Origin of the sequence: Jatrophihabitans sp. (assembly GCF_051960575.1) — a bacterium.
Lineage (GTDB): Bacteria > Actinomycetota > Actinomycetes > Mycobacteriales > Jatrophihabitantaceae > JBQCEE01.
The window spans coordinates 15,824-33,362 of the sequence record NZ_JBQCEE010000253.1 but is presented as its reverse complement, the minus strand read 5'-3'; the positions used below and the strand labels follow the sequence as shown (position 1 = coordinate 33,362).

19 protein-coding genes are annotated in these 17,539 nt (G+C 73.0%); 5 read left to right on the top strand and 14 right to left on the bottom strand.

Features of this window, described 5'->3' with window-relative positions:
- Nucleotides 1–3: 3 nt before the first annotated feature.
- From ACTHMS_RS14210 to ACTHMS_RS14190, 5 genes are all read right to left on the bottom strand, one after another.
- Complete coding sequence (locus ACTHMS_RS14210; RefSeq protein WP_440307328.1) at nucleotides 4–642, bottom strand: CDP-alcohol phosphatidyltransferase family protein; 639 nt, start codon at nucleotides 640–642, stop codon at nucleotides 4–6.
- Between the two features lie 41 nt (nucleotides 643–683).
- Nucleotides 684–1,073 carry a PIN domain-containing protein gene (locus ACTHMS_RS14205; protein ID WP_440307327.1) on the bottom strand — a complete coding sequence of 130 codons (390 nt, stop codon included), beginning with the start codon at nucleotides 1,071–1,073 and terminating at the stop codon, nucleotides 684–686.
- The gene (locus ACTHMS_RS14200; RefSeq protein ID WP_440307326.1) at nucleotides 1,070–1,315 is read right to left on the bottom strand and encodes a type II toxin-antitoxin system Phd/YefM family antitoxin; all 246 of its coding nucleotides are present in this window, start codon (nucleotides 1,313–1,315) and stop codon (nucleotides 1,070–1,072) included. Before ACTHMS_RS14200 ends, ACTHMS_RS14205 begins: the two co-directional genes overlap by 4 nt.
- A 34-nt stretch (nucleotides 1,316–1,349) precedes the next feature.
- Nucleotides 1,350–2,672, bottom strand: coding sequence for a DUF2786 domain-containing protein (locus ACTHMS_RS14195; RefSeq protein ID WP_440307325.1), 1,323 nt, complete (start codon nucleotides 2,670–2,672; stop codon nucleotides 1,350–1,352).
- Nucleotides 2,673–2,748: 76 nt separating this feature from the next.
- On the bottom strand, nucleotides 2,749–3,216 hold the full coding sequence (locus tag ACTHMS_RS14190) for a DUF1348 family protein (RefSeq protein WP_440307324.1): 468 nt from the start codon (nucleotides 3,214–3,216) through the stop codon (nucleotides 2,749–2,751).
- A 49-nt stretch (nucleotides 3,217–3,265) separates the two neighbouring features.
- Here ACTHMS_RS14190 and ACTHMS_RS14185 point away from each other — a divergent pair, with 49 nt between their 5' ends.
- Both ACTHMS_RS14185 and ACTHMS_RS14180 read left to right on the top strand, forming a co-directional pair.
- Entirely contained in the window at nucleotides 3,266–3,697 is a 432-nt protein-coding gene (locus tag ACTHMS_RS14185) for a MarR family winged helix-turn-helix transcriptional regulator (protein ID WP_440307323.1), read from the top strand.
- Nucleotides 3,694–7,458 carry an ABC transporter ATP-binding protein gene (locus tag ACTHMS_RS14180; RefSeq protein WP_440307322.1) on the top strand — a complete coding sequence of 1,255 codons (3,765 nt, stop codon included), beginning with the start codon at nucleotides 3,694–3,696 and terminating at the stop codon, nucleotides 7,456–7,458. Before ACTHMS_RS14185 ends, ACTHMS_RS14180 begins: the two co-directional genes overlap by 4 nt.
- Before the next feature lie 36 nt (nucleotides 7,459–7,494).
- On the opposite strand, the gene ACTHMS_RS14175 is transcribed toward ACTHMS_RS14180, so the two are convergent.
- The 6 genes from ACTHMS_RS14175 to ACTHMS_RS14150 form a co-directional block, all read right to left on the bottom strand.
- Nucleotides 7,495–8,187 (bottom strand): ANTAR domain-containing protein, encoded by a 693-nt coding sequence (locus tag ACTHMS_RS14175; protein ID WP_440307321.1) that lies wholly within the window; start codon nucleotides 8,185–8,187, stop codon nucleotides 7,495–7,497.
- The gene (locus ACTHMS_RS14170; RefSeq protein ID WP_440307320.1) at nucleotides 8,184–8,915 is read right to left on the bottom strand and encodes a GAF and ANTAR domain-containing protein; all 732 of its coding nucleotides are present in this window, start codon (nucleotides 8,913–8,915) and stop codon (nucleotides 8,184–8,186) included. The genes ACTHMS_RS14175 and ACTHMS_RS14170 overlap by 4 nt, the downstream gene beginning before the upstream one ends.
- Nucleotides 8,912–9,526 (bottom strand): GAF domain-containing protein, encoded by a 615-nt coding sequence (locus ACTHMS_RS14165; RefSeq protein ID WP_440307319.1) that lies wholly within the window; start codon nucleotides 9,524–9,526, stop codon nucleotides 8,912–8,914. The genes ACTHMS_RS14170 and ACTHMS_RS14165 overlap by 4 nt, the downstream gene beginning before the upstream one ends.
- A 266-nt stretch (nucleotides 9,527–9,792) precedes the next feature.
- Nucleotides 9,793–10,119 carry an STAS domain-containing protein gene (locus ACTHMS_RS14160; protein ID WP_440307318.1) on the bottom strand — a complete coding sequence of 109 codons (327 nt, stop codon included), beginning with the start codon at nucleotides 10,117–10,119 and terminating at the stop codon, nucleotides 9,793–9,795.
- Between the two features lie 10 nt (nucleotides 10,120–10,129).
- On the bottom strand, nucleotides 10,130–10,612 hold the full coding sequence (locus ACTHMS_RS14155; protein ID WP_440307317.1) for an Imm8 family immunity protein: 483 nt from the start codon (nucleotides 10,610–10,612) through the stop codon (nucleotides 10,130–10,132).
- Nucleotides 10,609–12,000, bottom strand: coding sequence for a hypothetical protein (locus tag ACTHMS_RS14150; protein ID WP_440307316.1), 1,392 nt, complete (start codon nucleotides 11,998–12,000; stop codon nucleotides 10,609–10,611). The genes ACTHMS_RS14155 and ACTHMS_RS14150 overlap by 4 nt, the downstream gene beginning before the upstream one ends.
- A 111-nt stretch (nucleotides 12,001–12,111) precedes the next feature.
- Here ACTHMS_RS14150 and ACTHMS_RS14145 point away from each other — a divergent pair, with 111 nt between their 5' ends.
- The gene (locus tag ACTHMS_RS14145; RefSeq protein WP_440307315.1) at nucleotides 12,112–13,032 is read left to right on the top strand and encodes an acyl-ACP desaturase; all 921 of its coding nucleotides are present in this window, start codon (nucleotides 12,112–12,114) and stop codon (nucleotides 13,030–13,032) included.
- 55 nt (nucleotides 13,033–13,087) lie between these two features.
- Here the strand turns inward: ACTHMS_RS14145 and ACTHMS_RS14140 are convergent, their stop codons facing one another.
- Nucleotides 13,088–14,056: an ADP-ribosylglycohydrolase family protein gene (locus ACTHMS_RS14140; RefSeq protein ID WP_440307314.1), complete on the bottom strand. Its 969-nt coding sequence runs from the start codon at nucleotides 14,054–14,056 to the stop codon at nucleotides 13,088–13,090.
- A gap of 55 nt (nucleotides 14,057–14,111) precedes the next feature.
- Here ACTHMS_RS14140 and ACTHMS_RS14135 point away from each other — a divergent pair, with 55 nt between their 5' ends.
- Entirely contained in the window at nucleotides 14,112–14,765 is a 654-nt protein-coding gene (locus ACTHMS_RS14135) for an NUDIX hydrolase (protein WP_440307313.1), read from the top strand.
- A 10-nt stretch (nucleotides 14,766–14,775) separates the two neighbouring features.
- On the opposite strand, the gene ACTHMS_RS14130 is transcribed toward ACTHMS_RS14135, so the two are convergent.
- Entirely contained in the window at nucleotides 14,776–15,219 is a 444-nt protein-coding gene (locus ACTHMS_RS14130) for a T3SS (YopN, CesT) and YbjN peptide-binding chaperone 1 (RefSeq protein WP_440307312.1), read from the bottom strand.
- A gap of 75 nt (nucleotides 15,220–15,294) precedes the next feature.
- Between ACTHMS_RS14130 and ACTHMS_RS14125 the strand changes: the two genes are divergently transcribed.
- The gene (locus ACTHMS_RS14125) at nucleotides 15,295–16,938 is read left to right on the top strand and encodes an NERD domain-containing protein (RefSeq protein WP_440307311.1); all 1,644 of its coding nucleotides are present in this window, start codon (nucleotides 15,295–15,297) and stop codon (nucleotides 16,936–16,938) included.
- Nucleotide 16,939: 1 nt separating this feature from the next.
- Here the strand turns inward: ACTHMS_RS14125 and ACTHMS_RS14120 are convergent, their stop codons facing one another.
- Nucleotides 16,940–17,446, bottom strand: coding sequence for a mycothiol transferase (locus tag ACTHMS_RS14120; protein WP_440307310.1), 507 nt, complete (start codon nucleotides 17,444–17,446; stop codon nucleotides 16,940–16,942).
- Nucleotides 17,447–17,539 lie beyond the last annotated feature (93 nt).

Sequence of the window (17,539 nt, the reverse complement as noted above, 5' to 3'; positions counted from 1 at the left end):
GGGTCAGCGCTGCGGGCCGACCGGTGTGCGGACGAGCTGGGCCAGGCCGACGGCGGTCGCGCCGACCCAGACGCCGCCGACGAGGCGGTACTGCCACGGGTGTCCGGAGATCGCCGTCGTGAGGCAGGCGACGATCGCGCAGATGGCGAAGGTCGGCCGTTCGGCGACGGTGACCTTTGCCGGGACGCGCCGGATGCGCCGCAGCGTGTCGACCGACAGCGCCCCGGCCGCCGCGGCCGTGGCGAGTGGCGCCGGAGTGCCGCTGCGCGCCAGCACGGTGGCGAAGGCGACGTCGCAGCACCGGTCGGCGATGGCGTCGGCGATCGCGCCGCCACGGGTGGGGCGGTCGCGCACGACGGCGACGGCACCGTCGAGCCCGTCGCAGACGACCGCGCCGAGCACGCACGCGGCGGCCGGCAGGGGAGCGGTGCGGGCGAGCGACACGGCGGCGACCGCGGACGCGACGCCGGCGGCGGTCACGGCGGTCGGCGGCACGTGCGCGCGGTGCAGCACGCGGCCGCCCGCCCACATCAGCCGCAGCCAGCCACCGACGAACGGCATCGACGTCGGGTCGATCCCGTGGTGCAGCGCCGACCACCGCCCGCGCAGCTCGTCACGCGTGACACCCGCGGTCTCCGGCATGCGATCGAGGCTACTGAGCCCGCCGGGCCGGTGCCGGTGCCTCAGTCGCTCGTGAGTGCGCGGATCATGACGAGATCGTCGAGACCGTCGAAGTCGGCCGCGTTGCGAGTCCACAGCTCCGCATCGACGACGCGCGCCGTGGCCGCGATCAGCAGGTCGCTGACCCGGCGCCGCGGCTGCCGCCCGACGTCGACCGTCCGGGCGGCGAGCCGGCCGTACTCGCGCGCCACGGCATCGTCGACCGGCAGTGCGTCGAAGGTCGCCTCGATCGTGCCGAGTCGGCGCAGTCGTTCCGACCGTATTGCCGGGTCGCGCGCGACGAGCACGCCGAAGTGCAGTTCGGCGAGCGAGATCGCGCTGATCGCGACCTCGACATCGCCGAGCTCGACGGCCGGCCCGAGGAGCACACTGGTGTCGAGCAGCGCCCTCACCGGTCGGACGGCTCGCCCAGGGCGTCGTCGACCAGCTCGCGGTCGGTCTCCCACTCGACGTCAGCCGGACCGCGGAAGATGCCGTCGAGGTCGGTACCTCGGCGCCATTGGTTGCGCCGCACCGGGCCGAGTTGGGCGACAGGTCGCCCGTTGATCGTGACGGTGATGATGTCGCCTCCCTCGGCCTGGCGGACGAGGTCACTGGCCTGTTGACGCAATTCACGCAGCCCGGTGGTCGGCATGCTCACGACGGTAGCACTTGTGCAACGTGGGTGCTCATCCCGCGCGCTCCTGCTCGACGGCCTCCCGGACCGACAGCACGGCCAGGTCGGCCGCGGCGCGACCGGCCGCGTACCCGGCCTCGTGCGAGACGCGGACGCCGTGCGACGTGGTCTGCGGGAACAGCCGACCGAGTTTCGCGTCGACGCGGTCGGCGCGCTGCGACAGCACCGGCAGCAGCGTGCCGCCGCGCGCCGCGTCGGCCGTGGCGGTGACGTCGGCGGCGGCGTCGCGGAGCCGCTCACGGATGCGGCCGGCGTAGGCAACGAGGAACGACTGCCGGTACGACCTCGTCCGCGACGTCCCGGTGCGCGTGTACTGCGAACCGACCGCCGTCATCGCGCGGGTGGCCTGCACGAGCAGCGAGGTGCTCAGCAACTCGGCGAGGTCGAGGTCGCTCGTGAACCCGACCAGTGTCACGAAGCCCCACTGCTTGGTGAAGACGCATCGGCATGTGTTCGCGTCGGCGACCGCGGCGACGAGCAGTGCCTTGCTGTCGACGTACGGGGCATCGAGCCAAACCCGTCGCACCGTCGGCGCGTGTGTCGTCGGGGCGGCCGCGTCGGCCATCGCGCGGTCGATCGCGTGCACCGTCGTGAGCTGCTGCGCCTTCGCGGTGAACGCCTCGGCCTCGTCGGCGAACTCGGTGGCCTCGGCCTTCGCCAGCAGGGCACGGACGCGCCGCAGCACCCGTTCGTCCGCGACGGGGGCCGAGGGCAGCCCCGAGCCGCTCGTGCCGGGCGCCGGCAGTGTCGGCTCGAGCGCGGGCAGCTCGCACAGCAGGCCGCCGAGCCGGATCAGCGCCGCGCAGGCGTCGTCCCAGTCGAGCTGCGCCCGACGGGCCCACGTGGCGACGTCGGCGTCGCGGCCGTGCGCCCCGAGATCCGCCGGCTGGGAGAGCCACGCGGGGTGGAGGTCGCGGCGGCTGATGCCCCTCACCGCTGCGGCGAGCACGTCGAGCACCAGCCGGCCGACGGCCGGGTCGACGTGTCGACGCAACACCTCGTGCAGGTCCGACGGTGCCCACCCCGAGTCGGCGAGCCCGCGCACGAGGAACCGCAGCTGGTCGTCGATTGCGGCCTGCTGGATGTCGACCGGGTGGTGCAGGAAGGCGAGCTCATCGGCCGGTGTCGCCAGTCCGGCCGCCCGCCGCAGCGCGAGGTCGCGGAAGGCCAGTGCGGCGGCGCCGACCCGCAGTGCGCGCATGGCCGGGTCGTCGACGAAGGGCGGCGGCGGGCTGACCGGTCGCGAGCGACCGACGTGCTGGGTGGCCCGTCGCCGGCGCTTGTCCGCGCGCCGCTGCTGGTTCGTCCGACTCATGCAGCGGAGTCTGCGCACCCCCTCTGACAAATTCCGCGAGGCCGGTCGGCGCGTCCCCGAACCGGCGGGCGACGGATCAGTGCAGCGGGATGTCGAACCCGTCGCCGCGCTCGTCGTCCGGGCGGCGGCCGAAGATCCGCCGCTGCGACTCGTCGATCGGCACGTCGTTGATGCTGGCCTCGCGACGGCGCATCAGGCCGCGCTCGTCGAACTCCCACAGCTCGTTGCCGTACGAGCGGAACCACTGTCCGGACGCGTCGTGGCACTCGTACTGGAAGCGCACCGCGATGCGGTCGGAGGTGAAACTCCAGAGGCTCTTGCGCAGGGCGTAGTCGAGCTCGCGCTGCCACTTGGCCGTCAGGAACTCGACGATCGCCGCGCGTCCGACGACGAACTGGTCGCGGTTACGCCACTGCGAGTCCTCGGTATAGGCGAGGCTGACCCGGTGTGGGTCGCACGTGTTCCATGCGTCCTCGGCCGCCTGCACCTTGGCGAGGGCGGCGGCGCGGTCGAACGGGGGCAGCGGCGGACGGGGTTCGCTCATGATCCGATACTAGTTCGATGGTCGAACCATCGGTGTACTGTCGAGACACGTGACTCGCGACGGATCCCTCAGCGCCCTGCGCGCCCTCGTCCGGATGTCGCGGCTGCTCGAGGCCGGCTCGAACGGGCTCAGCCTCGCGCACTACCGCGTGCTGGCCGCCGTGAGCGAGGGCGACGAACGCGCGTCGCACGTCGCCGCCCGGCTCGCGCTCGGCAAGCCGACGATCAGCGCGAGCGTCGACGCGCTCTGCAAGCGGGGGCTGCTGACCCGCGAGCCGAACCCGGACGACCAGCGCGCCGTGGCGCTGCGGGTGACGCAGGCCGGCCGCGCCGAGCTGGTCGCCGCCGAGGAGGGCATGCTGCGCCGGCTCGACGCCGTGCTCGCCCGCGTGCCCGACCCGGCCGGCACCGAACGCGTCCTGGCCGGCCTCGCGGACGCCCTCGACCAACTCGCCGCCGAACGACTCGGGGCGCGCGCATGAGCGACGCCGTCGCGCTGCCGGCCGACGCCGGCTGGGTGCGCAAGCTCTGGTCGATCATGCGGCGGCACCGCCGCAACGTGATCATCGCCGTGGTGGCGGCGATCGTCGGCAGCGCCTCGCAGACACTGGTGCCGCTGATCGCCCGGCAGATCGTCGACAACGTCGTCGTCAGCCGCCGCGACAGCCTCGCGCCCTGGCTGATCGTGCTCTTCGCGACCGCGGTGCTGGCGTTCGCGCTGGCCTATGTGCGGCGCTACCGCGGCGGCCAGGTGGCGCTGCGGGTGCAGTTCGACCTGCGCAACGCGATGCACGACCACCTGCAGCGGCTCGACCTCGCCACGCTCTCGACCATGCCGACCGGGCAGCTGGTGGCGCGGGCGAACTCCGACTCGGCGCTCATCCAGGGCCTGCTCAATTTCCTGCCGCTCATGACCGGCAACCTGCTGATGATGCTGCTGTCGCTCGGCGTCATGTTCGTGCTGTCGCCGCTGCTGGCGCTGCTGGCCCTGGTCGTCGTGCCGCTGCTGTTCGCCGTCTCGTACCGCATGCGGCGACGGGTCTTCCCCGCCACGTGGGACGGGCAGCAGCGCGAGGGCGACGTCGCGCAGATCGTCGACGAGGACGTCACCGGCGTGCGCGTGGTGAAGGCGTTCGGGCAGGAGGAGCGCGAGCTGCAGCGGCTGGTCGCGGCCGCACAACGGCTGTACGGCTCGCGCATGCGTGCCACCCGACTCAACGCGCGGTACCAGCCGCTGCTCGAGGCGGTGCCGGTGTTCGCGCAGGTGCTGATCCTCGTCGCCGGTGGTCTGCTGGCGCTGCACGGCCGGATCAGTCTCGGCACGTTCCTCGCGTTCTCGACCTACGTCGGCCAGTTCGCCGCGCCCGCGCGCCAGCTCGCGGCGGTGCTCACGGTCGGCCAGCAGGCACGCGCCGGCGTCGAGCGGATCTTCCAGTTGCTGGAGCTGCGGCCGCGCATCGCCGACGCGCCCGATGCCGTCGAACTCGCCGACGTGCGCGGCGAGATCGTCTTCGAGGACGTGCGGTTCGGCTACGACCCGGACGCCCCGGTGCTCGACGGCCTGCAGCTCCGCATCGCCCCCGGCGAGCGCGTGGCGATCGTCGGCGCGAGCGGCAGCGGCAAGTCGACGGTCGCGGCGCTCGTGTCGCGGTTCCACGACCCGCAGGCCGGTCGTGTGCTCGTCGACGGCCACGACGTACGCGAGGTGCGCCTCGCCTCGCTGCGACGCCGCATCGCCGTCGCGTTCGAGGAGAGCTTCCTGTTCTCGGACACGATCCGCGCCAACATCGCCTACGGACGCCCCGGTGCGAGCCACGACGAGATCGTCGCCGCCGCCCGTGCCGCGCAGGCCGACGGCTTCGTGCGCGGGCTGCCCGAGGGCTACGACACGGTGGTGGGCGAGCGCGGGCTCACCCTCAGCGGCGGGCAGCGGCAACGCGTCGCGCTCGCCCGCGCGATCCTGGCCGACCCGCGCATCCTCGTGCTCGACGACGCGACGAGCGCGGTCGACGTGGCCACCGAGGAGGCCATCCACGACAACCTGCGCGACGTGCTCGCGCACCGCACCACGCTGCTCGTCGCGCACCGGGTGTCGACGCTGCACCTCGCCGACCGCGTGGTCGTGCTGGACGGCGGCCGGGTGGTCGCGTCCGGCACGCACGAGGAACTGAGTGAGAGCAACGCGCTGTACCGGTCGCTGCTGTCGGGTCTCGAGGCCGAGCCCCTGCGCCAGGCGGGCGACCGCATCGAGGCGCTCGCGGCGCTGACGGCCGACGGCGTGACGGCCTCGGCCTGGACGAAGCAGCCCGGCGCCGCCCGCGCCGGTGGCACGACCGCACGCCCGGGTGCCGCGACGCTCGGCGCCGGCCACGGCGGCGGCGGCCACGCCCACGCACAGCTCGCCGGCCTGCCCGCCACACCGGCGCTGCTCGCCGCCGTCGACAGGCTCCGGCCCGTGCGCGACAAGGCCGACGTCGACCTCGCCGTCGAGTCGCGCCGGCAGCGGCACTTCAGCCTGCGAGCGCTGCTGCTGCAGTTCAAGCGGCCGCTCGGCCTCGGCCTGGTGCTCGTGGTGCTCGACGCGCTGTTCGGGCTGGCCGGGCCCTACCTGGTGAAGACCGGCGTCGACGACGGCGTGCGCGTCGGCTCGCAGACCACGCTGTTCGTCGCGTCCGGCATCTTCCTGGCCGTCGTGCTCGCCGACCTGCTCGACGGTGTCGCATCGACCTTCGTCACCGGCCGCACGGCCGAGCGGATCATGCTGTCGCTGCGCATCCGTGTCTTCGCGCAACTGCAGCGGCTCTCGATGGACTACTACGAGCGCGAGCTCGCCGGCCGGATCATGACCCGGATGACGACCGACGTCGACCAGTTCGAGTCGCTCGTGCAGAACGGCCTGCTGTCGGCGCTGGTGTCGTTCGTGACGTTCGCCGGCGTCGGCGTCACCCTCGTCGCGGTCGATGCGGAACTCGGGCTGTTCACGCTCAGCGTGGTCGTCCCGCTCGCCGTCGCGACCATCTGGTTCCGGCGCCTGTCGTCGCGTCTCTACGACATCTCGCGCGAGCGCATCGCGATCGTCAACGCCGACTTCCAGGAGAGCCTGTCGGGCGTGCGCGAGTCGCAGGCGTTCACGCACGAGGCCGCCACCATCGCGCGGTTCCACTCGCTCGGCGAGGCCTACCTGCGCTCGCGGCTCGCCGCACAACGGCTCGTCGCGACGTACTTCCCGTTCGTGCAGTTCCTGTCCGCCGTCGCCGCCGCGCTCGCGCACGGCGTCGGCGCGGTGCTGATCCGGCAGGGCTCGCTCACCGTCGGCGCCCTGATCGCCTTCCTGCTCTACATCGACCTGTTCTTCTCGCCGATCCAGCAGCTGTCGCAGGTCTTCGACGCCTGGCAGCAGACGCGTGTGTCGGTGCAGCGCATCGCCGACCTGATGGCCCTCGACCCGTTGACGCCCGAGCCCGACGCGCCCGAGTCGCTCGACGAGGTGCGCGGCGAGGTCGAGCTGACCGGCGTGCGCTTCGGCTACCCGAACTCGGCGGCGGGCGAGGCGTTGCGCGGTCTCGACCTGCGCGTCGCGCCGGGCGAGACCGTCGCGCTCGTGGGGGAGACAGGCGCCGGCAAGTCGACGGTGCTGAAACTCCTGACCCGGTTCTACGACCCGACCGCGGGCACGGTGCGCCTCGACGGGCACGACCTGCGCCGCATCAGCCTGCACGACTTCCGCCAGCACCTCGGCTACGTGCCGCAGGAGGCGTTCCTGTTCACCGGGACGATCCGCGACAACATCGCCTACGGCCGGCCCGACGCGTCCGACGCGCAGATCGAGGCGGCCGCACGGGCCGTCGGGGCGCACGACATGATCGCCGACCTGCCCGGCGGCTATCTCACCGTGCTGGGTGAGCGCGGCGGCTCGTTGTCGTCGGGCCAGCGACAGCTCATCGCGCTGGCCCGCGCGGAGCTCGCCGACCCGGCGCTGCTGCTGCTCGACGAGGCGACGTCGAACCTCGACCTGGCGTCCGAGGCCCGGGTGACGGCCGCGATGGAGCAGGTCGCGCGGCACCGCACCACGATCGTGATCGCGCACCGCCTGCAGACCGCGCAGGTCGCCGACCGCATCGTCGTGCTCGACCAGGGCCGCGTGGCGGAGCACGGCACGCACGAGGAGCTGCTCGCCGCCGACGGCCGCTACGCCCGCATGTGGCGCGCCTTCGACAGCGTCGGCATCGGACGCGTCGCCTGAGCCGCGGCGCGACCCGGCCGCCAAGGCCGACGTCGGTCAGGACCGCGGCAGGACGCCGGTGAGCAGCACGTCCTCGGCGACCTCGCGCAGCTTGCGATGCCGGTGCTGGCTGGTGGCGACGAGACGCTGGAAGGCGTCGTCGTAGGTCAGCCGCTCGGACGCCATCACGATGCCGACGGCCGCCGAGATCCGCTCGCGGCTGTCGAGCGCCTTGCGCAGGTGGCCGACCCGGTCGCGCTGGGTCATCGCCACCATCGCCAGGGCGACGACGCCGGTCACCAGGTCGATCGCCGCGCCTGCCTCGACGAGCTCGGCGGACGCCCCGTAGAAGTTCACCGAGCCCGCCGGCAGACCGTCCACGAGCAGCGGTCGGCTGACCACGAAGCGCACCGGCGTCTGCATGATCGCCGCGGTCGTGAAGTCAGGCCACCGCTTGTCGGTCTCGAGGTCGACCTCCAGACCGCGCTTCCATCGCAGGGCGGTGATGCAGGGGCCTTCACCTGCGGCGTACTGGAACCCGTCGACCTGCACGGCCACGTCGTCGCTCGCCGCCGTCGTCACGAACTGGCCCTTGATGTCCTGGGTGGTCGACGCCCAGGAACAGCCCGGCAGCACGGTCGTCGCCGTCATCATGATCGCGCGCGCGGTGGTCACCGCATCGGCGTCGGCATCGGCGGTGAGCGCGGCGAGCGCGGTGATCGCCGCGCCGACGTCCGCCGTCGTGGTCATGGCGTCTCGCCCGGCAGGCGGCCGTCGCGCAGCAGCGCCTCGGCCACCTCGCCGATCCGCCGGCGCGAGCTGCGCGCCGACCTGCGCAGCCGGTTGAACGCGGCGGCGTGGTCGAGCCCGTCGCGTCCCATGAGGAACCCGATGCCGCGTTCGATGGGCACGCGGTTCTCGAGCGCGTAGCCGAGCTGGTCGGCGAGTTCACCGGCGCGGTCGGCGGCGACGGCGGCGCTGATGGTGGCCTCGAGCACGCGGCCGTAGCTGCGCAGCGCCTCGCGCTCCGACTCGTCCCACCCGTGCGCGCCGTGCTTGTAGACGTCGAGACTGCCGATGGGTAGGCCGCCGAGGCGGACCGGCACGCCGAGGACGGCGCGCACACCGGCGGCGGCGAGATCCGTCGCGATCTCGGGGTAGCGCTCGTCGTGCTCGATGTCGTCGACGATGGTGATGCGGTCGTGGACGAACGTGTCGATGCAGGGCCCCTGCCCGGTCTCGAGCTGCGACTTCTCCAACAGCCGTCCGGGCCCGTCGGTCGCCACCGCGTACCGCAGCTGACCCTGGTCGTCGGCGACCATGAGGCCGCTGCCGTCGACGGTGAACAGCGTGACGCAGGCGTCGATGACGGCGCGCACGGCGTCGTGCAGGTTGGTGTCGCCCGACGGCTCGGACAGGCGGCGCAGTGACGAGGTCAGTGCGGCGGCATCGATGTTGAGACGGTTCGGCGTGTTCATCCGGCGCGTCCTCCGGCGGAGATCCCGGGATCGTGAGCCGCGCCGTGCTTCGGCCGCGGTGCTGCTGTCTGCTCGGATCGGCCGCCGTCAGGTGCGACGGCCGAGGCCGACAACCTGAGCATTCCCGCCACGACGCCGGCGAAGCTCGCGACGGCCTCGACCTCGGCGTCGCTCCAGTGGTGCGGCGACGTCCTGATCGCGTTCAGGTTCCCGACGTTGTCGCCGTCGATGAGGATCGGCGCCGACACCACGGCCCACGAGCCGCCGTCCCGCAACGCCGAGGAGAGCTCGGGATAGTCGTGGGTGAGGTCGTCGCTGCGCAGGGCCTCGGGGCCCGCCAGTGCGGTGACGCCGGGACCGACCCGGAGGTGCTCCTGGGTGCTCTCGAGATCGTGCGCGGCCGGGCCGGAGGCGGCGACGGCCCGAAGGACGCCGTCCTCGTCGAGCAGCAGGATGCCGACGCTGTCGACGGCCAGCACGCAGTCGGCGGCGGCGATGACGGTCGCCAGGCGCGCCGACGGACCGCCCAGGGTCAGTTCACGTTCGAGGCTGCGGACGCTCTCGGTGACCTGGTCGGGATCAACCGACACGGTGGCCTGCTCGCTGCGCACGACGGGCGCACCGCGACGCGGATGTGCGACGCAACCGACACCTCCGGGACCGGACGCCACCGTGCACGACGGAGCGTCACCGGGCCGCGGGAGACAGGGCGGCGGGACGAAGCGATCATATCGACCCGAGGCGCCGCACCGGCGTCAGGGTCGGGCCGCGTCGGACGCCGTCGGACCGGGTCGGGCCGGGTCGGAGGCGGTCGGAGCCGGCTCGTTCGGAGCGGGAGCCGAGCGGGAGCCGAGCGGGAGCCGAGCGGGAGCCGACGTCAGTCGCCGGCGGACTCGATGGTCCAGCGCTCGAGCAGCCCGGTCATCTCGAGGACGCGATGCACCCGCGGCGACGGGTCGATGAGGGCGAACGCGACCTCGGCGTCCTCCGCAGCGCCGGAGATCTCGACGATCGCGCCGAGGCCGGTCGAGTCCATGAAGCTGACCCCCGACAGGTCGAGCGCCACCCCGGTCGTGCCGTCCTTGTTGATCGCGGCGAGGGCCTGGTCCACCATCTCCTGCTTGCTGGCGAAGTCGAGGGAGCCCTGCAGGTGCAGGATGTGCCGCGACTCGGGCGTCGTCTCGGTACGGATCGTCAGTTCCACGTCGGTCAGATTATCGACGGCCCTCGTCCGGCGGCGCCGGGGTGCGATCGCCGGTGGACGCGGCACGTGGTCCGAACACCTGCTCCAGCAGTGCGGCCGTCGCCGGGTCGTCGATGGCGGGTGGTTCGACGTAGTCCTCGAACTCCCACTTGGCCCAGCGCCCCAACTTCGTCGCCAGCTCGTCCCAGTCGGCGCCGTCGACCGATGCCACGTGCTCGCGAACAACTCGCTGGACGTCCTCCCAGTCCCACCTGTCGATGATCAGCATGTGACGGCCCGACTGCGGACCGTCGCGCCTGACCAGCCGCTTGAGGGCCTTCGGTGTGATGACGAGGAGCGAGAACATGTCCTGCCCGACGTCGCTGCCTGTGCGGGCCTCGTCGGCGTCGGACACCCAGAACTGCACCAGGAATTCGACGTCGGTCGGGTCGGGCACGACGTCGTCGGCCATTTCGAGGTCGCCGCACATGATCGAGGTCAGCGTCGCCTTCATCGGTTCTCCAGGTTGATGTGCACGTTGTGCGGCCAGCCGCGCTGCCCAGCGAAGTCCTTGCGCTCGAGGTTGACCTGCCAGCGAGCCTGCTTCTTCTTCAGCATGGGGAGCCGGTACTGACGCAAGCCGTCCCGGCTCAACCACACCCGGCCGTTGCTGGACAGTCGCGCACCCGGCCCGACCCAAGCGCGGCCGACCGAGTCTGCCTCGGCGCGCGTCATGCGGACCGGGTAGGTGGACAGCCCGCGTCGTTCGATCAGGTCTGCGAGCAGCGTGCGCATCGCTTCCGCCCTGTCGGCGCCGCTGAGGCCTTCCATGCCGCCTGCGCCGACCCGTCGCACCGCGGCCATCGACAGCCCGCGTTCGGCCTCGACCTCGGCGCGGACGGCGCGGGGCGCACGGGCGAGCTCGCCGGCGCGGACGACGATGACGCCGGCGACGGCCGGTTCGGCGCCGAGCAGCGGGCCGAGGGCCTCGATGGTGGCGGCGACATGGTCGGCCGCGGCGACGACCGTCAGCCGCACCGTGGCGATGAGCGTTCGCAGCCGTTCGATGACACTGCCGATCCGCGCCGCCGTGAGGCCGATGCGAGCCGCCTCGGCCGCCTGCGCCGGCGCCTCGGCGATGCCGAACGAGAACAGACCGCCGACGAAGCCGGCCGTCTCGATGCCCGCTGTCCACGCGAGCAGGTCCTCGAGCTCGTCGACGATCGCCGCATGCGCCGCGTCGAGATGGTCGGCGTACGCCGCGCACGCGTCGCCGAGTTGCTGGTGCGCCGACGCCACGTCGGCGAGATGGCCGCGGAGCGCTCGGCACGCACCCTCGGCCGCGGGCCGGTCGGTGGTCGGCGCGCAGAGCAACGACGACTCGGCCGCCCAGGTCGAGGCGGCCGCCTCGCGGACGACGGCCGCTGACGCCCGCCAGGCGCGGGCGGCCGAGCGCAGCCGGTCCTGGTGGCCGTTCGGCCAGACGTACCCGACCACGTCCTCGACGAGCGACCATCCGGACGGCGTGGAGGACCCGCCACCGACCGCCGACGCCGGCCGGCCGAACGTGCAGGTGATCGACGACCAGGCAGCCGTGTCGGCGACGTGGTGCGTGCGCCCGGACGACGCATCCTCGGCGACCGCATAGTTGAAACCGGCCTGCTCGAGCAGCCCGGCCAGCCGGAAGCTGCCGTCGACCACGGCCTCGGTCGCGGTGATGACGCGCTCCGCCGCGGCATCGAAGTCGGCGCCCCACGCGCGTCCGCTGGGGTCGTCGCCGGCCATGCCCGGCTGGTCGACGCCGGCGAGCGCCTCGTTCCAGACGCGGTAGGCGAGCCGGCCGAACACGCTGCTGGCGGCCGGGAAGACGACCGGATCGACGAGCAGCGGACCGAACGGCATGGCCGGAAGCGTAGGGAGCGGGAGCGCGGCGCGGGGTGGCCTGTGGACAACCGCTGAGGATGTCCTCGACTCGCTACGTGCCCGTAACCTACGGTGACGTAGCCTGGGCGCATGGACCTCCTGCGTGAGCTCGAGCCGACCGTCGCCGCGAACCTCGACCGCCACCTCGGCATGGCCAAGGAGTGGCACCCCCACGACTACGTGCCGTGGAGCCGGGGCCGCGACTTCGCCTACCTCGGCGGCACCGACTGGCAGCCCGAGGACTCACCGCTCGATCCGGTCGCCCAGACCGCGATGGTCGTGAACCTGCTGACCGAGGACAACCTGCCGAGCTACCACCGCGAGATCGCGACGCGGTTCGGCCGGGACGACGCGTGGGGCGCCTGGGTGGGGCGGTGGACGGCCGAGGAGGGTCGTCACGGCATCGCGCTGCGCGACTACCTGGTGGTCACCCGGGGCGTCGATCCCGTCGAGCTGGAGCGCGCCCGGATGGCGCAGATGACCGTGGGCTACGACTCGGGTGACAAGACCGCGCTCGAGGCGATGGCGTACGTGTCGTTCCAGGAGCTGGCGACGCGGGTGTCGCATCGCAACACCGGCCGTGCCACCGGCTGCCCGGTCGCCGAGCAGCTGCTGTCCCGCATCGCGACCGACGAGAACCTGCACATGATCTTCTACCGGAACCTCATGGCGGCGGCCCTGGACCTCGATCCCGACCAGGCCATGGAGGCGATCCGCGACGAGGTCATCGGGTTCGCGATGCCGGGCGCCGGCATGGCCGATTTTGCCCGCAGCTCGATGATCATCGCCAAGGCCGGCATCTACGACCTGCGCCTGCATCACGACGAGGTGCTGCTGCCCGTCCTGCGGCAGTGGAAGGTCTTCGAGCGCACCGACTTCGGCCCGGCGGGGGAGAAGGCCCGCGACGACGTCGCGGCGTTCCTCGCCTTGCTCGACGCGAAGGCGACGCGCTTCGTCGAGCGTCGTGCCAAGGCTGCGGAGCAGGCGGAACACGCGGAGCAGGCGGGCTGATCGCTCGCCGCGCGGTCGTCCTCTCGTCGACCACGCGGCGTCCGCGAGGTTGGGCTCAGTCACGCGACACGATCGCCGTCGCGAGCGCGTCGAGATCGCCGGCGCGCAGCCCGGGCCAGCCGTGCAGGACGTCCCGCCACTTGTCCGGGACCGCCGACGCGCCGAGCGCGGCCCCGAGCAGGCCACCTGCGATGGCCGCGACCGTGTCGGTGTCACGGCCCCCGCGCACGGCCGCCTCGAGCGCGAGGCGGAGCCGGTCACCCGGCGGACCGTCGGATCGGGTCGTCGCGATCGCGCACCACGCCGCCTGCAGGGCCTCGACCACCCAGCCGTTCCGCTCGAAGTCGGCGGGACGGCCACGTTGCGCGGCCTCGAGCCGTGCCGCCCACACCTCGGCGCGGTCGGGCGCGAGGTGCGCCAGCCCGACCGTCGCGTCGAGTTCGCCGGTCAGCACCCCGTGCCGGATCGCGAGGCACCAGAGCACACAGGCCTCGCCCGCCTCGTGATCGTGATGGGTGAGCGCGCTGACCGCCGACGCCGCCTCGACGAGCGCGGGGACGTCGTGCAGGTGCGCGAGCGCGACTGGAGCGGTGCGCATGAGCGAGCCGTTGCCTGCGGTGTGCCCGGTGCGCCGGTGCAGTTCTGCCGAGGCCGCGCGCGCCTCCGCCGCGGTGCCCTCGAGCACCTGGCCCAGGACGGCCCTGGTCTGGTTGCCGACGTCGGTCGCGGTGCGGGCCCACTCGACCCACGCGCGCACGACGCGGTCCTGCGCCGTTGCGGTGCGCAGATCGTGTCCGTCGGCAGCGACCCGCGCGATGGCGACGGCCATCGCGGTGTCGTCCGTCCACTCGCCCGGCGCCCAGGCGAATCCGCCACCGCCCCGCATCTCGACCGGTGTCGAGGGTGGCAGCGGCGGCCCGAACTCGTACCCCGCGCCCAGGGCGTCACCCGCGGCCGTGCCGAGCAGCACCCCACGGACGCGGTCGAGTTCGGCGGGCGTCAGGGTTGTCGTCCCGGCTGTCATGGTCCTCCAAGATTCTTTTGCGCGGCTGCGCGCAAACGCTGGTTAGACTGCGGTCGTGGCGACTGAGCGAACACGCACCCGGAGCGCCCGCCCGGTCGGCGCGAGCGGGCCGTCGCGGCCTGCCGTCGCCGTCGACACGGCGCTGCTCACGGTGGCCGACGGCGAGCTCCAGGTCGTCCAGGCGCGGCGCCCGAACGGCAAGGGCTGGGCCCTCCCCGGGTCGTTCCTCGAGCCCGGCGAACGGCTGCACGACGCCGTCGCTCGGTCGCTCGCCGACAAGGTCGGCGTCACCGGACTGAGGCCGCGCCAGCTGCAGGTGCTCGACGAACCCGACCGTGACGAGCACGAATGGGTGCTGTCGGTGGCCCACGTCGACGTCGTGGCGCTCGACCGCCTCGCCGACCGCGACCCGGACGACACCCGCCTGATGCCGGTCGACAGACCGGGTCGCCTGCCGTTCGGGCACAACGAGATCATCCGCCGTGCCCTCGACGACGTCCGGGCCCGGTACGCAGCACTGCCCGACCCCGACGGCCTGCTGCCCGACACCTTCACCCTGCGCTCGCTGCGGATGGTGCACGAGGTCGTCGCCGGATCGGCCCCACAGCGCGACACCTTCCGTCGCGTGATGGAGCCGCACCTGGTCGGCACCGGCGCCACCGCCGCCGGTTCGCGCGGCCGCCCCGCCGAACTGTTCCGCCGGCGCTGACGACCGCGGCTCACGGCACTTCCTCGTCGCTGGAGGCCTCGGCCGGGAACGGCGTCGAACCGCCGAACATCGCCGCGAACAGGGGCCCGATGTCCGCCGCGACCGAGGACACCGCGTCCACCGCCTGCATCAGCACCGGCGCCGTCAGCCCGATCGGACTGATCGTCTGACTCACGACGACGACCCCGTTGCCGTGGTGCACCTGGGCCGTCAGCGTGCGCGCCTGGATCTCGTTGATCTCACGCAGCACCGCGAGCGTCGGCTTGATGCCGTGCGCGGCGTGCGCCCACACCCGCACCATCGGCGGCTCGCCCTCCAGCACCGTGACCCAGCAGGCCGCCGTGCTGCTGCGGAAGCCGATGTCGCCGTCGCCGTCGATGTGCACCCGGCACACGTCCCACGCCCGCTGCAGCAGCACCTCCACGTGCGACCGCACCCAGTCGATCTCCGTCATGTCGCCCTCCCTTCGACAGCCATGACCATCGCAGAGGGGTACGACAATTTCCGGCGAGCGGCCAGAATGCCGATCATGCCGATCTGCCGCCCCGAGTCGCCGCGGTTCCAGAACGGGGCCGAGCACAAGGTGTGGCAGACGCTGCGCGATCAGCTCGGCCCGTCCGACGTGCTCATCAGCGGGCTGCGCTTCACCGACCGCAGCAAGGACCACGAGGCCGACCTCGTCCTGCTGCTCCCGGGGCGGGGCGTCGTCGTCGTCGAGATCAAGGGCGGCAGCGTCTGGCGGGCGGGCGACGGCCAGTGGTTCCAGTCGCGCGGACCGGGCGCCGCCCCCATCGATCCTGTCTCCCAGGCGCGCGGCTGCAAGTACGCACTGCGCGACTACATCGAGCACGACAGGCGGTGGAGCGCCGGCGGACGCCGCCGCGTGCGCTGGACCCACGCCGTCGTGCTGCCGAACACCGACCTCGGCCCCGACTTCGACGCCCCCGAGGCGCCGCGGTGGTCGGTCGCCGACCGGACGGACCTGCCCGTGCTCGCCGACGTCCTCGCCGCGATCCCCGAGCGCCAGGACACGGCGAACCGGGTCCTCGACCACGACGACGTCGCCGTCATCCTGGACATCCTCGCCGGCCGCGGACGCGCCCAGCGCGACATCGTCGCGGAGGCCGACGAACGCGACGACGAGGCGCAGCGCCTGACCGAGGCGCAGGCCGTGATCCTCGGGGCCATCCGGCTGCTGCCGCGGGTCGAGGTGCGCGGCGGCGCCGGCAGCGGCAAGACCTGGCTGGCCGTCGAGCAGGCCCGGCGCCTCACCGCCCAGGGCGACCGGGTCGCACTGCTCTGCTACTCACGCGGGCTGGCGGCGTACCTGCGCCGGCACATCGACACCCTGCCGCGTCGGCAGCGCCCCGCCTACGTCGGTGAGTTCCACCGCCTGGGCCGCGAGTGGGGCGCGGCGCCGGGCAGCGACGACGACAGCGATTACTGGGAACGCCGGTTGCCGGTGCAGATGCGCGAGCTCGCCGAGGCGCTGCCGCCCGGCCGGCGCTTCGACGCGGTGATCGTCGACGAGGCGCAGGACTTCGCGGACGAGTGGTGGCCGGCCGTGCTGGCGGCGCTCCGGGACGAGGAGGCCGGCGGGCTGTTCGTCTTCAGCGACGAGGGGCAGCGGGTGTTCGCTCGCTTCGGGCAGCCGCCGGTCGCCCTCGTGCCGCTCATGCTCGACCAGAACCTGCGGAACACCAAGCAGATCGCGCAGACCTTCAACTCCCTCGCACCCATGCGCATGCGGCTGATCGGCGGCGACGGTCCGGACGTCCGGTTCGTCGACTGCCCGACGGGCGAGGCCCTCTCGGCCGGCGACGACGCCGTCGACGCGCTGCTCGACGACGGCTGGCGTCCGGCCGACATCGCGCTGCTGACGACCGGCAGCCGGCATCCCGAACAGGCGCAGCGGCAGGCCGAGGGCCAGGACGCGTACTGGCAGTCGTTCTGGGACGACGAGCAGGTGTTCTACGGCCACGTGCTCGGGTTCAAGGGGCTCGAGCGGCGAGCGGTGGTGCTGGTGCTCAACGAGGCGACGATCGGCGACCGATCGCGCGAACGGCTCTACGTCGGCCTGTCCCGCGCCCGTGACCAGCTGATCGTCTGCGGCGACCGTTCGGTCGTGCGTGCACTCGGCGGCGACGAGGTGCTGCGGCGGCTCGTCGGCTGACTCAGGCCCGCTCGGCGAGGCCGCGCAGGTAGGCGGCCTGCCCGGCGTGCTGGAGGTCGTCCGACAGCACGCTCACGAGGCGTACGCCGAGCGTGACCGGTGGGTCCCAGCGGTCGTCGACGACGCGGTCGAGGTCGTCCTCGCCGAGCGTGCGCACGAAGTCGGCCGTCGCGGCGTGCGTCGCGTCGTAGTAGCCGCGCAGCAGGTCGGCGCCGACCCGCACGGCCCCCACGTCGTCGGCGGACTGGCCGTACCCGGTGGCGTCCGCGTCGAACGGCAGACCGAACCGCTCGTGCCAGCCGCCGTCACGCCAGACCTGCGTCGTGCCCGCCGCGTCGGCCACGTGATCGTCCTGGACGCGGGTGAGGTGCCAGACCAGCCACGCCACGGTGTTCGCCTCGGCATCGGCCCGGAAGGTCAGCGCCTCGTCGCCGATCCCGTCGAGCACGTGGTGGACGACGCCCGAGACCCGGTCGAGCGCGTCGAGGAGCACGTCGGCAGCCCGCATGCGGTCAAGCTTCCAAGGACGTCGGCCCGCCAATCCAGGCCCGGGCGACGGTCCGCCGGAAATTGTCGGTACCCACTTCTACGCTGCGGCGAG